The 16,419-nt window shown below is 60.5% G+C and carries 16 protein-coding genes; 2 read left to right on the top strand and 14 right to left on the bottom strand.

The features are described 5' to 3' along the window. Positions 1-8: 8 nt before the first annotated feature. The 13 genes from ASD31_RS18040 to ASD31_RS17980 all read right to left on the bottom strand — a co-directional run bounded on the left by ASD31_RS18040 (position 9) and on the right by ASD31_RS17980 (position 11,993). Positions 9-1,262 carry a sarcosine oxidase subunit beta family protein gene (locus tag ASD31_RS18040; protein WP_056336872.1) on the bottom strand — a complete coding sequence of 418 codons (1,254 nt, stop codon included), beginning with the start codon at positions 1,260-1,262 and terminating at the stop codon, positions 9-11. A gap of 240 nt (positions 1,263-1,502) precedes the next feature. After that, entirely contained in the window at positions 1,503-2,168 is a 666-nt protein-coding gene (locus ASD31_RS18035; protein WP_056336869.1) for a TetR/AcrR family transcriptional regulator, read from the bottom strand. Between the two features lie 195 nt (positions 2,169-2,363). After that, a complete protein-coding gene (locus ASD31_RS18030; protein ID WP_056336866.1) occupies positions 2,364-2,684 on the bottom strand; it encodes a hypothetical protein in 321 nt (106 codons plus the stop codon). A 12-nt stretch (positions 2,685-2,696) separates the two neighbouring features. After that, positions 2,697-3,635 (bottom strand): 2-hydroxyacid dehydrogenase, encoded by a 939-nt coding sequence (locus ASD31_RS18025; RefSeq protein WP_082520610.1) that lies wholly within the window; start codon positions 3,633-3,635, stop codon positions 2,697-2,699. 33 nt (positions 3,636-3,668) lie between these two features. Continuing rightward, a complete protein-coding gene (locus ASD31_RS18020; protein WP_200952212.1) occupies positions 3,669-4,421 on the bottom strand; it encodes an amino acid ABC transporter ATP-binding protein in 753 nt (250 codons plus the stop codon). 49 nt (positions 4,422-4,470) lie between these two features. After that, positions 4,471-5,271 (bottom strand): transporter substrate-binding domain-containing protein, encoded by an 801-nt coding sequence (locus ASD31_RS18015; RefSeq protein ID WP_056336861.1) that lies wholly within the window; start codon positions 5,269-5,271, stop codon positions 4,471-4,473. Positions 5,272-5,321: 50 nt separating this feature from the next. Next, the gene (locus ASD31_RS18010; protein ID WP_056336858.1) at positions 5,322-5,978 is read right to left on the bottom strand and encodes an amino acid ABC transporter permease; all 657 of its coding nucleotides are present in this window, start codon (positions 5,976-5,978) and stop codon (positions 5,322-5,324) included. A 9-nt stretch (positions 5,979-5,987) separates the two neighbouring features. Next, positions 5,988-6,656 (bottom strand): amino acid ABC transporter permease, encoded by a 669-nt coding sequence (locus ASD31_RS18005; protein WP_056336855.1) that lies wholly within the window; start codon positions 6,654-6,656, stop codon positions 5,988-5,990. Between the two features lie 97 nt (positions 6,657-6,753). After that, positions 6,754-7,782, bottom strand: coding sequence for a LacI family DNA-binding transcriptional regulator (locus tag ASD31_RS18000; protein WP_056336852.1), 1,029 nt, complete (start codon positions 7,780-7,782; stop codon positions 6,754-6,756). 438 nt (positions 7,783-8,220) lie between these two features. Further along, positions 8,221-8,637, bottom strand: a complete 417-nt coding sequence (locus ASD31_RS17995; protein WP_056337272.1) for an organic hydroperoxide resistance protein — start codon at positions 8,635-8,637, stop codon at positions 8,221-8,223. Positions 8,638-8,801: 164 nt separating this feature from the next. Beyond that, on the bottom strand, positions 8,802-10,121 hold the full coding sequence (locus tag ASD31_RS17990) for an ATP-binding protein (protein ID WP_056336849.1): 1,320 nt from the start codon (positions 10,119-10,121) through the stop codon (positions 8,802-8,804). Further along, positions 10,118-10,858: a response regulator gene (locus ASD31_RS17985; protein WP_056336846.1), complete on the bottom strand. Its 741-nt coding sequence runs from the start codon at positions 10,856-10,858 to the stop codon at positions 10,118-10,120. The genes ASD31_RS17990 and ASD31_RS17985 overlap by 4 nt, the downstream gene beginning before the upstream one ends. Positions 10,859-10,952: 94 nt before the next feature. Further along, positions 10,953-11,993, bottom strand: coding sequence for an alpha/beta fold hydrolase (locus ASD31_RS17980; RefSeq protein ID WP_056336843.1), 1,041 nt, complete (start codon positions 11,991-11,993; stop codon positions 10,953-10,955). 319 nt (positions 11,994-12,312) lie between these two features. Here ASD31_RS17980 and ASD31_RS17975 point away from each other — a divergent pair, with 319 nt between their 5' ends. Both ASD31_RS17975 and ASD31_RS17970 read left to right on the top strand, forming a co-directional pair. Beyond that, positions 12,313-14,088 (top strand): cytochrome c biogenesis protein DipZ, encoded by a 1,776-nt coding sequence (locus ASD31_RS17975; protein ID WP_056337269.1) that lies wholly within the window; start codon positions 12,313-12,315, stop codon positions 14,086-14,088. Between the two features lie 47 nt (positions 14,089-14,135). Further along, positions 14,136-14,888, top strand: a complete 753-nt coding sequence (locus ASD31_RS17970) for an alpha/beta fold hydrolase (protein ID WP_056336840.1) — start codon at positions 14,136-14,138, stop codon at positions 14,886-14,888. Between the two features lie 502 nt (positions 14,889-15,390). On the opposite strand, the gene repB is transcribed toward ASD31_RS17970, so the two are convergent. Further along, complete coding sequence (repB, locus tag ASD31_RS17965; RefSeq protein WP_056336837.1) at positions 15,391-16,389, bottom strand: plasmid partitioning protein RepB; 999 nt, start codon at positions 16,387-16,389, stop codon at positions 15,391-15,393. Positions 16,390-16,419 lie beyond the last annotated feature (30 nt).

Here is a 16,419-nt window from a genome sequence, read left to right as displayed (position 1 = left end):
CGAACCTCCTAGTGCGCGATGCCGGAACCGGCTGCCTCATCGATCAATCGCCCGCGTGAAAATCGGTCGAGATCGAAGGGACGGCTGACATCGTGGTGCTTGCCGGTTGCCAGCAGATGGGCAAGCAGCGTGCCGCCGGCGGGAATGGCCTTGAACCCGCCTGTTCCCCAGCCGCAATTGAGGAAGAGGCCCGGCAACGGGCTTTCGCCAAGGATCGGCGAGGAATCGGGCGTCACGTCCACGATGCCGGCCCATTGACGCATCAATCGAAGCTGGCGGAACGACGGAAACATTTCGAGAAGGCCCGTGACGACGTCCTCCAAAACAGGAAGGTTGCCGCGCTGGCCGTAGGAGGGAACCCGATCGAGCGCGCCGCCGACGACGAGTTCACCCTTGTCCGACTGGCTGGCATAGACGCCTGTGCCGGGAGAAAGAACGACGGTATCGAGCACCGGCTTGATCGGCTCGGAAACGCAGGCTTGCAGGGCATAGGAGGTGATTGGCAGGCGGAAGCCCGCCTTGGCCGCAAGATGCGAGGAATGGCCGGCGACAACCATGCCCGTCCGCTCCGCGCGAATCTCGCCAAGGCTGGTCTTTACGCCACGACACCGCCCGCCCTCGATCAGGAACTCCTCAACCTCGCAGGTCTGGATGATATCGACGCCGAGCCTGTCGGCTGCGCGCGCATAGCCCCAGGCGACCGCATCGTGTCGCGCCGTGCCTGCCCTGCCCTGCCAGACGCCCCCGAATACCGGATAGCGTGCCTGCGGTGAAACGTTGAGCAAGGGCAGGACGCGGCGCACGTCCTCGATGCCGAAGAGTTCCGCATCCGTGCCGTTGATCTGCATGGCGTTGACGGTGCGCGCCGCCATTTCCATATCGGCCTCGGAGTGGGCAAGCGTCATGATGCCGCGCTGGGAGAGCATGATATTGTAGTTGATCTCCCGGCCGAGCGTTTCGTAGAGGCGAAGCGCCAGATCGTAGAGCTCGGTGCTCTCGGGGAAGAAATAGTTGGAACGGACAACGGTGGTGTTGCGTCCGGTATTGCCGCCGCCGAGCCACCCCTTCTCGATGACGGCGATATTGCGGATATTGTGGACCTTTGCGAGATAGTAGGCCGTCGCCAGACCGTGCCCGCCACCGCCGATGATGAGGATGTCGTAGCGTGGCTTCGGCGCCGGCGAGCGCCAGGCCTTCTGCCATCCCTTCTGACCCCGCAGGCCTTCCTTGAAAAGCGAGAGAGCGGAGTAATGCCGTGTCATCGAGAAACTCCCGCACGAACTTTGGCGCAGCGATGACGTGACAAGGCGAAGTGCGGTCTCATGCGTTGCCCCAGGAATGAAGGAACCATCCGATCAAGGTCTTGTCGCCTGATCCGCGATTATGCGTATTTTAACTGGACACAAATGTCCAGAAGATTAGAGCGGTAAGGCCGCGTACCGTCATGCTTTCCGCCTGGCGCCTGATTTCTGGTAGGTTATCCGCGTACAGTTATGTCCATTTCAGGCATCCGGCTGGATGCGCCGCATCAATGTCTCGAAAGCGTCGGCCTCATCATCGGATGCCTGGCGCCCGGTAAAGCCAAGGAGATAGGGACGCAGGAGACGAAGCCGGGTATCCCGGTCGTCGCGCATGCCGAGCGTGAAGTGACCGATCTGCGTGAAATAGAGAACGCGCGCCCGCACGAAAGCCTCCTCCTCCGGATAGTCATAGCGCAGGAACATGCGCGTGACGGCATCGACACGCTGGTCGTCGGCCTGATCGACGATGCTTCGGATGCTCGTGTCCACCTGCCCCCAGGACCGCACTGCCGCATCGAGGCGCGGGTCAAAGAGGCTCGGGTCCACCCAGCATTCGAAGATATGGCACACCGCCTTCGTCACCGTCGGTGCCGGGCGCAGCGCACGCTCGATGATCGGGCCGGTGTTCCGGCGAAGCCAGTGTTCAAGGAGTTCCTTGTGCAGGTCCTGAAGGTCGGGGAAGAACCAATAGAAGCTCGAACGCGACACCCCGAGCCTCTTTGCCATGACCTGGATCTTCACATTGGCAATACCCTCGTCGATGAGCGCGGCGATGCCGGCCTCGATCCAGGCGTCCCGCGTCATGCGGCCCGCCGCCTGCCCGGTGGCGCGCTTCCCTCTGCCCGAAGGCGTCGCTGCACCTGCCATTTGCCCTCTGGTCACATAAGCCCGAATTCGTCTCAAGAATCATGTTGCTGAAAGAATTTGGAATATCAAGCGCGCGTATCACTTAGCGGCAGCGGCGCGCGACACGGCCCTCGCCGCCTTTTACGAAGCGTGTGGCGAGCCTGCGAAACTGACTTGAATCCGATTTTCTCACCTTGGGAACCCCAAGAGTCCATTCTAGGATTTCAGCTCGAACACATGATGATGAATAGCGCCGTCGAACATCGCCAGCAGGCCCTTGGTCATGTCCCTGCTTGCATAGCGGACGGGCGATTCCAGTGCCGCGGCCAAGGCTTCGCGGCTCTCGTACATGGTCGACAGCACCATGGGAAAGGCCGGAGCGCCCTCGTCGCGCTCGACAGCATAGAGTACGCGGACCTCGCGAACACCCGGGAAGTCCAGCCACATCGGCATCAGCTTGTCCGCCACATATTCCTTGAACGCAGCGTCCTTGCCCTCGTGAATGCGGCCTTCGAAGAGCGCCTGACGAATGATCATGATATGTCCGATTCAGTTGACGCTGTTCGGCGGTCTTTCGCCGTTGAAGAAAGCCTGGAGATTGGCAAGGACGATCTCGCCCATCGCGATCCGCGTTTCGCGCGTCGCGCTCCCCTGATGCGGCATCAGGACGGTATTGGGTGCCGTGAAGAATTCTTCCCGGATGCGCGGCTCGCCGACGAAGACGTCGAGACCCGCGCCGGCGATGGTGCCATCCCGTAGCGCCTGTAGCAGTGCGTCCTCATCGACGACGCTGCCGCGTGCCACGTTGATGACGATGCCTTTCGGCCCAAGAGCCTCCAGAACCTCTGCATTGACGATGCCCTGGGTAGCTGCATTGGCTGCAACGCAAATGGCCAGGATATCACTGGAGGCGGCAAGTTCCGTGGGCGTGGAATAGGAGGTCCAGCCGGTATCGGTCTGCGGAGAACGGTTCCAATATCCGACGGAGATGCCGAAGGCTTCCGCGCGGCGGCCCATGGCGCGCCCGATCTGGCCGAGCCCCAGGATGCCGAGACGCTTGCCCTTCGGGCTGGTGCCAAGCGGGAAAGCTTCGCCCTTCGCCCAACGCCCTTCCCGGACGAAATTGTCGCCTTTTACGAGGTGACGAAAAACAGCGAGCATGAGCGTAATGCCGGTATCGGCTACGTCGTCGGTGAGCACCCCAGGCGTCGTGGTGACATCGATGTTGCGGCCGCGGGCCTTCACGAGGTCGACCTTGTCGGTTCCTACGCCATTGATGGCAATGATGCCCAGCGCCGGCAGACTGTCGATATAGTCGTTCGAGAGCCCGGTGCCGCCGCCCGTTACCGCCGCGCGGATGCCCGGCAGGGCCGGCCCCATGGCGGCTTTCTGTGCGGGGTCATAGAGGCGACGGACGACATAGGCGTCATCGAGCCGAGCCTCGATCTCGTCGAGCATCGGCTCGACCAGCAGGATTTCCGGTTTCATTCTTTGAATACTCCTTCACCGAGCTCCGATCGCTCAGGAAATCTGGCCGAGGAAGTTGCGTGTCCGCTCGTGCTTCGGATTGCTGAAAAACTCTTCCGGGGGCGCGGATTCCACGATCTCGCCGCGATCCATGAAGATCACCCGGTCGGCAACCTGGCGCGCAAAGCCCATCTCATGGGTCACGCACAGCATGGTCATCCCTTCATTGGCAAGGTCGATCATCGTGTCGAGAACCTCCTTCACCATTTCCGGATCGAGAGCCGAAGTGGGCTCGTCGAAAAGCATGATCTTGGGGTTCATGCAGAGCGCGCGGGCAATGGCAACGCGCTGCTGCTGTCCACCGGAAAGCTGAGCAGGATATTTGGCCGCCTGCTCCGGGATGCGCACCCGCTCAAGGAGTTTCATGGCCGTCGCCTCGGCTTCGGCCTTGGAGACGCCTCGCACCTTCATGGGGGCAAGGGTGCAGTTCTGTATGACGGTCATGTGCGGGAAAAGGTTGAAGCTTTGGAACACCATGCCGGTTTCCTGCCTCACGATGTCGACATTCTTGCCGCCTGCGGTGAGGTCGTGCCCGTCAACGACGATCCGGCCCTTCTGTATCATCTCCAACTGGTTGATGCAGCGGATAAGGGTGGACTTGCCGGAACCGGATGGCCCGCAGATAACGATGCGCTCTCCACGGTTGACGGCGAGGTTGATATCCTTCAGCGCGTGGAATTCGGCGTACCATTTGTTGACGCCGTCCATTGTTACCGCCGGACCGGAAGCTCCCCGCACGTCTGCCATCGATGTGTTTGCATGAATTTCAGCCATGCGAGGAACTCCTGTCTCTTGGTTACTTGCCTTCGGCGACGAAGTTCGGCAGCGGCGCGCCGAGCCATTTTTCATGGATGGCACTGAGCTGGCCGTCAGCCTTTACCTTCTCAAGGAAAGCGTTCACGGCCTCCAGAAGCTCGGTCGAACCCTTGCGGACTGCGATACCCTGTACCTGCTGGCTCAGTTCGAGTTTCTGGTTGAAGCGGCCTGGCGCTGCCTGTTCGATCTGGGCGGCAACGACGTTCGACACGCCGATCAGTTCGACCTGGCCTGACAACAGGGCCTGGACGGCACTTGCATCATCGTCGAAACGCTGAATGGTGGCGTCCTGCGGGGCGACCTTCGTGACTGCCGTATCCTGCGTGCTGGCGCGGGCAACACCGATGGTCTTGCCGGAAAGATCTTCCGGCTTGGTGACCGCCACATCCTCGGCGCCGAAGACGCCGATGGAGATGCCGGCATAGGGTGCGGAGAAGTCGACGCTCTTGGCGCGTTCTTCGGTAATGCCCAGCGACGCGACGAGCAGATCGACCTGATTGCTCTGGAGATAGGGAATTCTGTTCGGACCGGTCACCGGTACGATCTGGGCCTCGACGCCCCATTCCTTGGCAAGCAACTTTGCAACGTCCGCGTCGTAGCCGTCCGGTTGGTTGCTCTCATTCATGATACCGAACGGCGGGAAGTCCACCAGCATCCCGATTTTCACGGTCCCGGCGGACTTGATCTCTTCGACGGTTTGCGCCGTCGCGGGAAAAGAGGCCACGGCGGCCATCAAGCCTGCGCCAATCACGGCCATTGCCGCGCGTCTTGAAATGTTCATTGCTTCCTACCCTTTCGTCACTGCCGGCCCTCCCGCCGACTGGGGTCCCGTCAACGTTGTGTTGCCCGGGAAAACCTGACTTCCATCCGCCGTGCCAGCACGGAGAGCGGCCAGCACAGGATGAAATAGACTGCGGCCACCGTACCGAAAACCATGAACGGACTGAACGTCGCATTGTTGATGATCTGTCCCTGGCGGGTCAGTTCGGTAAAGCCGATGATCGCCGCGAGAGACGTACCCTTGATGAGCTGAACGAGAAAACCGACGGTCGGTGCCACGGCGATGCGTGCGGCCTGCGGCAGGAGGATGTAGCGCATCCGGTTGTAGTAACGCAGGCCGAGAGCCGTCGCAGCCTCCCGCTGGCCCGGCGGCACAGCCTCGATGCAGCCGCGCCAGATTTCCCCAAGGAAGGCGCTGGCATGCAGGGTCAGTGCGATCGCCGCTGCAATCCAGGGGTTGATGGCCAGCCCGAAGATATTCATGCCGAAGAAAACCAGGAAGAGCTGCATCAAGAGTGGCGTGCCCTGGAAGACCCGGATGAAGCCGAGAGCGGCAAGCCGCAGTGACCGTATGTCGGAGACGCGGGCGAGAGCGATCAGCAGCCCGCCGATGCCTCCGCCGGCGAAAGCGATCGCAGACAGCGCGATCGTCCACTGCGCCGCCATGACGATGATGAGAAACTCGTTCCAGCCGAAGGGTCTGATCATCGAGGCCTCCTATCGGCTCAGCGGGTACTTGAAGGCCGTTCGCTCGATCGCGGCGAAAATTGCGGAGAAGCCGATCGAGAGAACGAGGTACATCAGGGTGATGACGATATAAACTTCGAAACTCGCGAACGTGGCCGACTGAAGGTCGTTGCCGGCGGCGGCGAGATCGTCTGCCGAGATCACCGAAACTACGCTCGACGTCAGCATCAGGTAGATGAACTGGCTTGTCAGAGACGGATAGACGGTACGCAGTGCCGGTTTCATGATGATGTAGCGGAAGATTTGCAGCTTCGACAGGCCAAGAGCGGTCCCCGCTTCCAGCTGCCCCTTCTGGATGGATTCGATGCCGGCACGAATGATCTCGGTGCCATAGGCCCCGAAATTGACCACGAGCGCCAGAAGGGCGGCACTGTTCGGCGAAAGACGCAAACCGAGGGACGGCAGACCGAAGAAGATGAAGAATATCTGCACCAGAAACGGCGTGTTGCGGATAATTTCGATATAGGCGTTGATGACGAACCGTATCAATGCCGGACCGGAGGTCTTGCCCCATGCACAGACCACCGACACGATCAAGCCAAGCAGCATTGCCGCGCACGAAAGGCGGATGGTCAGCCAGGCGCCCAGAAGCAACTGGTCGAACGAAGCAAATACCGGTGCAAAGTTGAACTCGTACACGTGGGGCCTCCCAAGGTCGGCGCACTCCCTCCCGCGCCCGTTAGATCGATCTAAATTTCCATGTTCGACAAGTCAACCGCCAAATGGGCATCCTGTTTCACGAAATGCGGAGAGGACCGCAGGATTCGCGGATGTGAAGCCGGGCCGGACTGACGCATCGACGCGGCGGCAGCGTAGGCTGCGCAATGCGATCCAGCAGCAAGGCCGCAGCATTTTGACCGATGCCGCTGGGTGCGGTCGATACCGAGGTGAGACGCGGTCGCATTGCTTCGGCATCGGTGACATCGTCGAAGCCGATAAGGGAGATATCATGGCCTATTTTCAGGCCGCGGTCATAAAAGCCCGCTGCCAATCCATGGGCCACTAGATCGTTGAAGCAGATCACGGCGGTGGGTGCCCGGCCCTGCTCGAAGAGCATATGGGCGTCTTGAGCGACGTGGTCGACCCGGTCGGGAACAGCAATAACAAGATCAGGCCGCAGCCCGGATCTTGTCATGGCCTCACGAAAGCCCTGGATGCGCTCCTGATACGCCGAATGAACCGGCCCATGGATCGCAAAGCAAATGGTCTGATGTCCAAGCGAGACAAGATATTCGACAGCCTCCTCCATGCCCGCGGCATAATTTGCCCCGGCGTAGTCAAGTTCGTCTGTCACATGCCGCAGGGCCTGCACCATCGGCAGTTTCCAGTCGGCGACCTGCCTTGCGAGATCGTCAGGCGTATCCGCCGCCGGACAAAGAATGATCCCATCGACGCCATGCTCCCGCATGCGCTGCAGGACGGCGGCTTGCCGCGACGGCCCGTCTCCACTGTTGGCAATGATCATCACCAACCCGGCCGCATCGATCGATGCTTCCATCCCTCCCAACAACTCGGCAAAAAACGGGTTGGTAAGGTTGGGCACGACGACGCCGACTGTATGGCTTCGCTCGGCACGCAAGCGGGCAGCACCCATATTGTAGACATAGCCGAGCTCACGCATCGCTGCCTCGACGCGCAGGCGGGTTTCAGCGCCAACCAGAGGGCTTTTGCGCACCACGAGAGATGCTGTCGCGCGTGAAACATCAGCATGTTTCGCAACATCCAGCAGTGTTATCTTGTTTCGCTTGCGATCTTGCATAGGCATCGAATTGCATTCCCCAAATGCGTCGCCATCGTTAAGGGTCGCCGCACCATTCAGCAAGAGCCACAATAGCGTGCGGTGGCCATCAGGCATGCGCCGACGAGGCGGAAAGGGAGATGATTACCGCGTGGCACCGCGGTGACGGAGCCCCAAAGCTACAAACCAGAGATAAAAAAATCGCGTCGTCGATCAACAATGCTTTGCGATCCAAGCCTGAAATAGAAGCCGGCAAATCCTGATCGAAAGGAGCGCCTCTGCGAAGACGCTCCCCCTGTGACTCCGGCTGTTTATCCTTGGAGACCAACGGCTCTGGCGACAGCGGCCAAAGGTGATGGTTCCGGCGAAAATACGTCATAGACGCAAGGCGCCGCAAAGACGGCAAGCGCCAGCATGCCAATGATTATGCGTTTCGTCGGACACTCCGTGAGATGGCAGGACAGTTCAGGCAAGCGCCAGTTCGACAGCGATATCGCCACGGGTGGCCTTCGAATAGGGGCAGGTCTGATGGGCTTCATCGATCAGCGCGCTCGCCAGGTCAGGATCAAGTCCCGGAAGGCTGACATTCAGCCGAGCTTGCAGCAGATAGGCGCCATCCGTTACACCAAGATCGACCTCGGCATCGACTGCCGTATCCACTGGCAGCGACAGTTTGCGCTTGCCGGCAGCAATGCCCAGGGCGCCGATGAAGCAGGCGGACCAGCCGGCAGCAAAGAGTTGCTCGGGATTTGTCCCGGGCTTGCCGCTGCCCGGAGGCGAAAGCTTGACGTCAAGCTGGGCATCGTCACTGCGCGCCGCGCCTTCGCGTCCGCCGGTCGTATGGGTCTTGCCGGTGTAAAGAACCTTGTCGATCGTCGTCATGAAACACTCCTTCGTTCTGTCGCCCGAGGCGACCTTGTTGACGGGAGTGTTTTGCCGCATCGACGTATCGGACATGTGTTCGAAAAGGCCGGACTTGTGTCACACCGTAGCGACGGCTGGCGGGGCTACCTTTCTATACAATAGCCGACAAAACCGAGCATTATTCAGAGCAGCGATATCTCTGCCGCGAGCCCGCCGCCGACGCGATTGTAGATCCGCACTGCGCCATCGAGCGAGGCGGCAAGCTGCTGGGCGATGGCCAATCCGAGGCCCGTGCCCCCGGTATCGCGATTGCGGGACGTCTCGAGACGGAAGAACGGCTGCATCGCCGCTTCGAGCTTGTCATCCGGAATTCCTGGTCCGCGATCCAGGACCGTAATTACGACGACACCTTCGTCTGTCCGTTCGACGCTGATCTCGGCAGCACCCGCGAACTTGAGGGCATTGTCGATGAAGTTGGTCAGGATGCGCCGCAATGCGTGCGGTTTCGTCGCGGCGGTATCCTGAACGATGCCCTGCACCGTGACCGCTTTTCCGGTGTCCTGGTAATCATAGGCAATGCTGTCGATGAAGGATGCGAGATCGATACGCGAGGTCTTCTCCCCATTTCCGTGAGAGCTGCGTGCATAGGCGATGCCGTCCCGCACGAGCCGCTCGATCTCCCGCAAGTCGCTGACCAGCTTGTCTTTTTCGGGAGTATCTTCCGTCATGTCGGCGCGCAGCCGCATGCGCGTGATGGGCGTCTGCAGGTCATGCGAGATCGCTGCGAGAATCTGCACGCGTTCTTCAAGATAATGCGCGATCCGGTCACGCATGGCGTTGAATGCGCGCGCCGCATTGGCGACTTCGCTCGGTCCGCTCTCGCTCAATGGAGACACTTTCCTGCCGGGATCAAGCGCGTCAGCGGCGGCGGCCAGGCCGTAAAGTGGACGAACGGCCTGGCGCACGGCAAACCAGGTGCACAGGATGAGCAGCACCATCTGTGCGGCAAAGACATAAGGCAGCCATTCGGCCAGGGGCATCACTCCACGCGGAGTGACGTCGATCGTGAGCGGCGAGCCGTCCGAAAGCGTCAAATGCCCCTGCAGCCGCATGTCGTTACCGGAGACGGCTTCGACGCGAATCGAAAACCTGTTGCCGGCGGCCTGGCTGATCCGATCTGCAATCTCGGCACCGCGGCCCGACAAATCCGGAACACCGGGCAGCCCCGGACCAAGAACGAGCCGATAGCTGCCGCGGCTCAGGCGGTCCAGCCATTCGGCCCGCTCGTTGGCCGGCAGTCGATCGAGAACGGCGATCGAGGTTGCCAGGTCGCTTTCCAGCGTACCCAGCATGACGGCTTTGGCCGACATGTAGCGCTCGGCAAAAAGAATGCTGAAGGACAGGCCGTAGGCAACCGCCAATCCGGCAAACAGGATCAAAAAGAGACGTGAGCGCAGCGTTCTCGGCCACCAGCCGAAGCGGACCTTGCTGCCCTCGCTCATGTCCTGGGCACCGAAATCTCGACCGGTACGGAGAACACATAGCCTTCGGCCCGCACCGTCTTGATGTAGGTCGGCTCGCGTGCGTCGTCGCCGAGCCGCTGGCGCAGACGGCTGACCAGAAGGTCGATCGAGCGGTCGAACAGTTCGGCGTCGCGGCCCTGCGTCAGGTTCAGTATCTGATCTCGGTTGAGCACCCGCTGCGGATGATCGATGAAAACCCGCAACAGACGATATTCCGCACCGCTCAGCGCGATTTCCGTCCCGTCGCTGTCAAGAAGATGGCGGCCAACGGTATCAAGTCGCCAGTCGCCGAAGGTCAGCAATTGTCCGGCTTCGCTGATCTGAAGATTGGGTGGCAACATTCGGGTGCGTCGCAGAACCGCCTTGATGCGTGCGAGAAGCTCTCGCGCCGCGAAGGGCTTCGGCAGATAGTCGTCCGCGCCCATTTCGAGCCCGATGATCCGGTCCATCTCATCGTCGCGTGCCGTCAGCATGATGACCGGCGTCGCCTTGTGTTTGCCGGCGCGAAGTTCCCGGCACAGGACCAGGCCATCGTCGCCGGGCATCATCACGTCGAGCACGATCAGATCGACTGTACTGGCTTCGAGAAAGCCACGCATTTGCCGGCCGTCGGCGGCAACTGTCGTCCGAAGGCCGTTCTTCGTCAGATAACGCGATACCAGTTCGCGAATTTCTCGGTCGTCATCGACGATCAGGATGTGGTCGACATGCTCCATCTATGATCTTCCAAACCCTATCGATCGGCTGCTCTGCCGCCATTTGTCCGTATCGGCCGCCACGAGTAAAGGAGTTTCTCGCGGCGGCTGACGTTCAGAATTTCGCAACGTCAAGGATGGCCTTAGCGAATGTCTGCGGCGCCTCCTGGGGCAGATTATGCCCGACACCTGCTACATTTCGGTGCTCGTATCTTCCAGAGAACTTCTTTGCATAGGAGGATGGTTCCGGATGCGGCGCGGCATTTTCATCGCCTTCCATGGTGATCGTCGGAATAGTGATGATTGGCCGCATCGCCAGCTGCTTCTCGTAGGCATCGTATTTTGCTTCGCCTTCGGCGAGACCCAGCCGCCAGCGGTAATTATGAATGGTGATGTCCACGTGGTCCGGATTATCGAATGCGGTAGCCGAGCGATGGAAAGTCTCGTCGTCGAATTTCCATGTCGGCGATGCCGTCCGCCAGATCAGCTTTGCAAACGCATATGTGTTGGCGGCATAGCCTTGCCGTCCCCGCTCCGTCGCAAAGTAGAACTGATACCACCAGGAAAGTTCTGCCGCCGGCGGAAGTGGCGTGCTGTTGGCCGCCTGGCTGCCGATGAGATAGCCGCTGACCGAAACCATCGCCTTGCAGCGTTCCGGCCAGAGAGCCGCCATGATGTTGACGGTGCGCGCACCCCAGTCATATCCGCCGAGGATCGCCTTTTCGACGCCGAGTGCATCCATGAACGCGATCATGTCGGCCGCCAGCGCCGCCTGCTGGCCGTTACGCGGCGTTTCGTCCGAAAGGAAGCGGGTCGTGCCATGGCCGCGCAGATAGGGAATGATAACGCGGTAGCCTGCATCGGCCAGGATCGGTGCGACATCCACATAGCTATGGATATCGTAAGGCCAGCCGTGAACGAGCAGGACAACGGGACCATCGACTGGGCCGGCTTCTGCGTATCCGATATCGAGCACACCGGCCTTGATCTGCTTCAGCGCTGCGAAGGAGGTGTTCCCTCCTGCCCTGACCGCCGCCAGGGATGCGGCGGGTGACCGGGCATTGGCGATCGCGGTCATGCCGAATTCTGCGGCAGCCACGGTCATGGCGGCGATACCGAAGAAGCGGCGACGCTGGTGGTTGAATGCGGGTGACATCGTTCTCTCCATCTCGATTGGTGTTGATGGCAAGAAGGCTGGCAGCATGTATCCCCCATGTGTCGCGCCAAGCGCGCGATTGAATGCGGATGTAGCATCGGGCTTCCTCGATACGTTTTGATACAATCCGTTCCGCCTGTTGGTCAGCGCTGCTGGCGATTGCGTCACCGTGTCGTGGAGCCGAAAGGTTCCTACACTGCGGTACATTTCTCAATGAAGCCGGACACATCCGGGATACGTCGCTCCGACCAGATTGGCACCGTTCCTGGTCGCGCCCATCGCCGTCCAGAATCCACCAATCGGCTTCAAGGAAACGACGATGACACTTCTCATCATTGCCTACCTCGGAGGCGCGCTGACCATTCTCAGCCCGTGCATCCTTCCCATTCTCCCCTTCGTCTTTGCCCGCGCGGGACAGCCCTTCATCAGAAGCACGCTGCCCATGCTGATCGGCATGAGCGTGACTTTCGCACTGGTCGCGACGCTTGCAGCGGTCGGCGGAAGCTGGGCGATCCATGCGAATGAATACGGCCGTCTTGCTGCGATCCTGTTGCTTGCCGTCTTCGGGGTCAGCCTTCTTTCGCCACGCATTGCGGGCGTCGTCACCCAGCCGGTCGTCGATTTTGGCAACAGGCTGCTGAATGCATCCGGCAGGCCGGGCTCCGTACCGACGGCGGCGAGCGCCTTCATCCTTGGGGTCGCGACCGGGCTGCTCTGGGCGCCTTGCGCCGGACCAATCCTCGGCCTCGTGCTAACGGGCGCAGCCTTGCAAGGCGCCAATCTGCAAACGACTTTCCTGCTGGTCGCCTATGCTGCAGGTGCGGCGACGTCGCTTGCCGTTGCCCTTCTTGTCGGCGGGAGGATCTTTGCCGGCATGAAGCGGTCGCTGGGCGTCAGCGAGCGTATTCGCCAGGTGCTGGGTGCAGCGGTTCTGGCCGGCGTTGCCGTCATCGCGCTGGGTCTCGACACCGGCCTCCTGGCACGGCTTTCCTATGCCAGCACGTCTGCCTTCGAACAGGCTGTGCTTGACCAGCTCCATGAAAAGCCTGCCGTCGGATCATCATCCGACCTTGCCGCGAACGGCACGTTGGCTGCCGCCTTGGATACAGGCAGTCCCTTCCTCAGCGATCTTCCCATGGAGGGACGTGCGCCATCGCTGACCGGCGCCGTCGAATGGCTCAATTCGCCGTCTCTGACAACGGAAGAGCTGCGCGGCAAGGTCGTCCTCATCGATTTCTGGACCTATTCCTGCATAAACTGCATCCGCACCGTGCCTTACGTGCGCGCCTGGGCCGAAAAATACAAGGATCAGGGTCTGGTCATCATTGGCGTGCATGCCCCGGAATTCGCCTTCGAGAAGAAGATCGACAATGTCAAAAAGGCGGTCGCCGACTTCAAGATCGGCTATCCTGTCGCGATCGACAACGACTACAGGATCTGGCGGGCTTTTGAAAACAGCTACTGGCCGGCCCATTATCTGATCGATGCAAAAGGCAATATTCGCTACCACCACTTCGGCGAAGGCAACTACCCCCAGACCGAACAGGCAATCCAGGATCTGCTGCGCGAAGCCGGCAGCGAGATGGCCTCGACTGCGCCAGTGACGCCGGAGGCAAAAGGTGCCGAGGCGAGCCCGGACCTCAAGAACATCCGCTCCGGCGAGAGTTATCTCGGCTACAAACGCGCCGCCGGCTTCGTCTCTCCGGAAAACCTGCGTGCCGACGCCGCCAACACATATTCCATCGACCAGCCGGGCCTGAACGAATGGGGCTTCTCCGGAAGCTGGACGGTCGGCGCCGAGCACGCCGTATTGGATCGAGCGGATGGCAGCATCCTCTATCGTTTCAGCGCCCGCGACCTGCATCTGGTCCTCGGACCTGGCGCCGCCAGCAAACCAGTTCGCTTCCGGGTGACGATCGACGGCAAGGCGCCCGGGGCCAGCCATGGCGCAGATACCGATGCCGGCGGATACGGCACGGTGACCTCGACAAAACTCTATCAGCTGGTCCGCCAATCCGGCGATGTGGAGGCCCGGACGTTCGAAATCCGTTTCCTCGATCCGGGTGTCGAAGCATACGCCTTCACCTTCGGCTGAAACCTCATTTCCCTTTAAAATCAACCATGAAAACAGGAGTCAAACGCATGAACCGTCATTACATCTCGACCCTCGCGCTCGCTTTCGCTACCAGTATCATCGCCTTCGCTGCGCAGGCTGCCGATATCAAAAATATCGTCATCGTCCATGGTGCGCTCGCCGATGGTTCGGGCTGGCGCAGGGCATCCGATATCCTCGTCCGGCGAGGCTTCAATGTCACGATCGTGCAGCAGCCGATCACCTCGCTTGCCGACGATGTCGCGGCTACCAATCGGGTTCTCGACCTGCAGGACGGCCCGACGCTCCTCGTCGGTCACAGCTATGGCGGCATGGTGATCACCGAAGCCGGCCACAGCCCGGCTGTCGCCGGTCTCGTATATGTCGCAGCTTTCCAGCCGGGCAAAGGCGAAAGCCTGCTCAGCCTCGCAAGCTCGAAACCGGCTGGCGGAATGAATATCCGCGAAACAAAGGACGGAAAATATCTCTATCTCGACCCCGCTGCCTTTGCGAAGGATTTCGCCGCCGACCTGCCGAAAGACGACGCCGCATTTCTCGCGAGGTCGCAGGTTTTCGCCTCGAAGGAAGCCTTTTCGACGAAGGTTGGTGATCCCGCCTGGAAGACGAAGCGGAGCTGGTCCATCGTCGCAACTGAAGACCGCTCCATCAATCCCGAACTTGAGCGTGAGATGGCGAAGCGAGCCGGTAGCGCGGTGACGGAGATAAAATCCAGTCATGCCGTCTTCGCCTCGCAGCCCGAAAAGGTTGCTGACGTCATCGAAAGAGCGGCGAAGGCACTCTGATGTCGATGGGCCGGTGGCGATCCGACATATGGATTGCCACTGGCCCCATTGTCATCAAATGGCTGCGAAACTTATGCCGAGGCGCGATCACAGCTTGCAGGATCTATTCTTCGCCGCTGCTATTAACCATCTAATTATCTGATAATAAAAATTATTTTCAGTTTTGCGGTTTAGGCCGACGATGTGCAGTGGGACAATTGGTCTGTTCGTTGCTCTTCAGGGAGCATTCTATAAACCGTTATCGGTGTGCGAGTGGCCAATTGTTGTCTCGAAAATGACTGTGCAGTCGCTCTCCACTTAAGGGCGGATCAGAATCGGCAAAGCGCATGGCGCTGATCCAGCGCGTCTCAGAGGGCATCTACATCTACAAGCCGTTCTCCCCTCCCCCCAGGCCGGAGATCATCGGCCTCCATATCACCGCCTGCCCTTCCGGGGGCCTGTCTCACATCCCCGCGATTGCCTGCGGCATAGCTGCTGCAGCTGACAGAAAAAGGCTCTGCGTTCAGTCCTCGCTTCGCGGGGCGCCGGTTTGCCGGTATTCCTGGTAAAGGCTCTCCAGCCGCTCCGACAGGAAGGCGCCGAATTGCGAGGCGTCTTTAGCCTTCAACGACAGCGTAAAGGCCTTGCCTGCATCCTTCGTCGAGACGGAAACCGCCTTTTCAGCGATTGCCCAGTTTTTTTCTATGGGCTTGCGGACTGCCGGTTTTGATTTGCGCGCCTTTCTCAATTGTTCGAGCAGCGCATTAAAACGTGCATCCGCAGGCAGGCTCTTGAACGCATCGCTCGCGACGAATTCGATTGCCCATTCGGCGCGATGCGGATCGAGGGCCAGCTTCTTGGCTTCCTCCCATCGATCGCGCCCTACCCCCTTTGCCGATCCGACCGCGTCCAGAATGGCCTCGGGAACGTTTTCCGCTACGGAGAGCATTCGCGACAATAGCGTGTCGTCGATGGTCAATGCCGTCTTGATCGTGTCCTTGGTCATGCCGGCGCTGGCCAGCTTTCTCGCAAACAGTGCCTTCTCGATGAAGGAGAGATCGGCGCGCGCCGTATTTTCCTGGCCCTGGGCGATGACATGGGCGATGTCCTCGATCGGCTTGACGACAGCGCGAACCTCGATCCCCAGTTCCTTGGCTGCACGCGCGCGACGATGTCCGTAGACGATCATGTAGCGGCTCGGCGCGTCGGGATGCGGCCGCACCAGGATCGGCGAGGATTGGCCGCCCTGCCTGATGGCGTCCACCAGGCCGGCGAAATCCGCCTCGTCGTCATCGATCCTGTCCGCGAAAGCGGACGCGTCGAGCCTGTCCGGATCGAGCATGACGATCGTCTCGCCTTCCAGGACACGCATCGAATTCTCGGCCATCTCGTCGAGAGACTGCATCATCGAGCGGGAGGCGCCGCGGCGGGCATAGTCGACGCGGGTTTCCGACGGCTTGCCGTCGTTCGCCTTCTGCGGCAGCGTCGAACTAAGGTTGGTGAGCAGGTGCTTGCGAGCCATCCTCGATCCTCACTTCTGTGTATCTAGCTG

This window comes from Rhizobium sp. Root482 (assembly GCF_001426565.1).
In the GTDB taxonomy this organism is placed as follows: domain Bacteria; phylum Pseudomonadota; class Alphaproteobacteria; order Rhizobiales; family Rhizobiaceae; genus Pararhizobium.
This window is presented reverse-complemented; position numbering and strand designations above follow the sequence as displayed.

Excerpts from the sequence above, each read along its gene's own strand:
- ASD31_RS18040 (WP_056336872.1), bottom strand. The coding sequence starts at position 1,262 with ATGACACGGCATTACTCCGCTCTCTCGCTTTTCAAGGAAGGCCTGCGG.
- ASD31_RS18035 (WP_056336869.1), bottom strand. The coding sequence starts at position 2,168 with ATGGCAGGTGCAGCGACGCCTTCGGGCAGAGGGAAGCGCGCCACCGGG.
- ASD31_RS18030 (WP_056336866.1), bottom strand. The coding sequence starts at position 2,684 with ATGATCATTCGTCAGGCGCTCTTCGAAGGCCGCATTCACGAGGGCAAG.
- ASD31_RS18025 (WP_082520610.1), bottom strand. The coding sequence starts at position 3,635 with ATGAAACCGGAAATCCTGCTGGTCGAGCCGATGCTCGACGAGATCGAG.
- ASD31_RS18020 (WP_200952212.1), bottom strand. The coding sequence starts at position 4,421 with ATGGCAGACGTGCGGGGAGCTTCCGGTCCGGCGGTAACAATGGACGGC.
- ASD31_RS18015 (WP_056336861.1), bottom strand. The coding sequence starts at position 5,271 with ATGAACATTTCAAGACGCGCGGCAATGGCCGTGATTGGCGCAGGCTTG.
- ASD31_RS18010 (WP_056336858.1), bottom strand. The coding sequence starts at position 5,978 with ATGATCAGACCCTTCGGCTGGAACGAGTTTCTCATCATCGTCATGGCG.
- ASD31_RS18000 (WP_056336852.1), bottom strand. The coding sequence starts at position 7,782 with ATGCCTATGCAAGATCGCAAGCGAAACAAGATAACACTGCTGGATGTT.
- ASD31_RS17995 (WP_056337272.1), bottom strand. The coding sequence starts at position 8,637 with ATGACGACGATCGACAAGGTTCTTTACACCGGCAAGACCCATACGACC.
- ASD31_RS17990 (WP_056336849.1), bottom strand. The coding sequence starts at position 10,121 with ATGAGCGAGGGCAGCAAGGTCCGCTTCGGCTGGTGGCCGAGAACGCTG.
- ASD31_RS17985 (WP_056336846.1), bottom strand. The coding sequence starts at position 10,858 with ATGGAGCATGTCGACCACATCCTGATCGTCGATGACGACCGAGAAATT.
- ASD31_RS17980 (WP_056336843.1), bottom strand. The coding sequence starts at position 11,993 with ATGTCACCCGCATTCAACCACCAGCGTCGCCGCTTCTTCGGTATCGCC.
- ASD31_RS17975 (WP_056337269.1), top strand. The coding sequence starts at position 12,313 with ATGACACTTCTCATCATTGCCTACCTCGGAGGCGCGCTGACCATTCTC.
- ASD31_RS17970 (WP_056336840.1), top strand. The coding sequence starts at position 14,136 with ATGAACCGTCATTACATCTCGACCCTCGCGCTCGCTTTCGCTACCAGT.
- repB (WP_056336837.1), bottom strand. The coding sequence starts at position 16,389 with ATGGCTCGCAAGCACCTGCTCACCAACCTTAGTTCGACGCTGCCGCAG.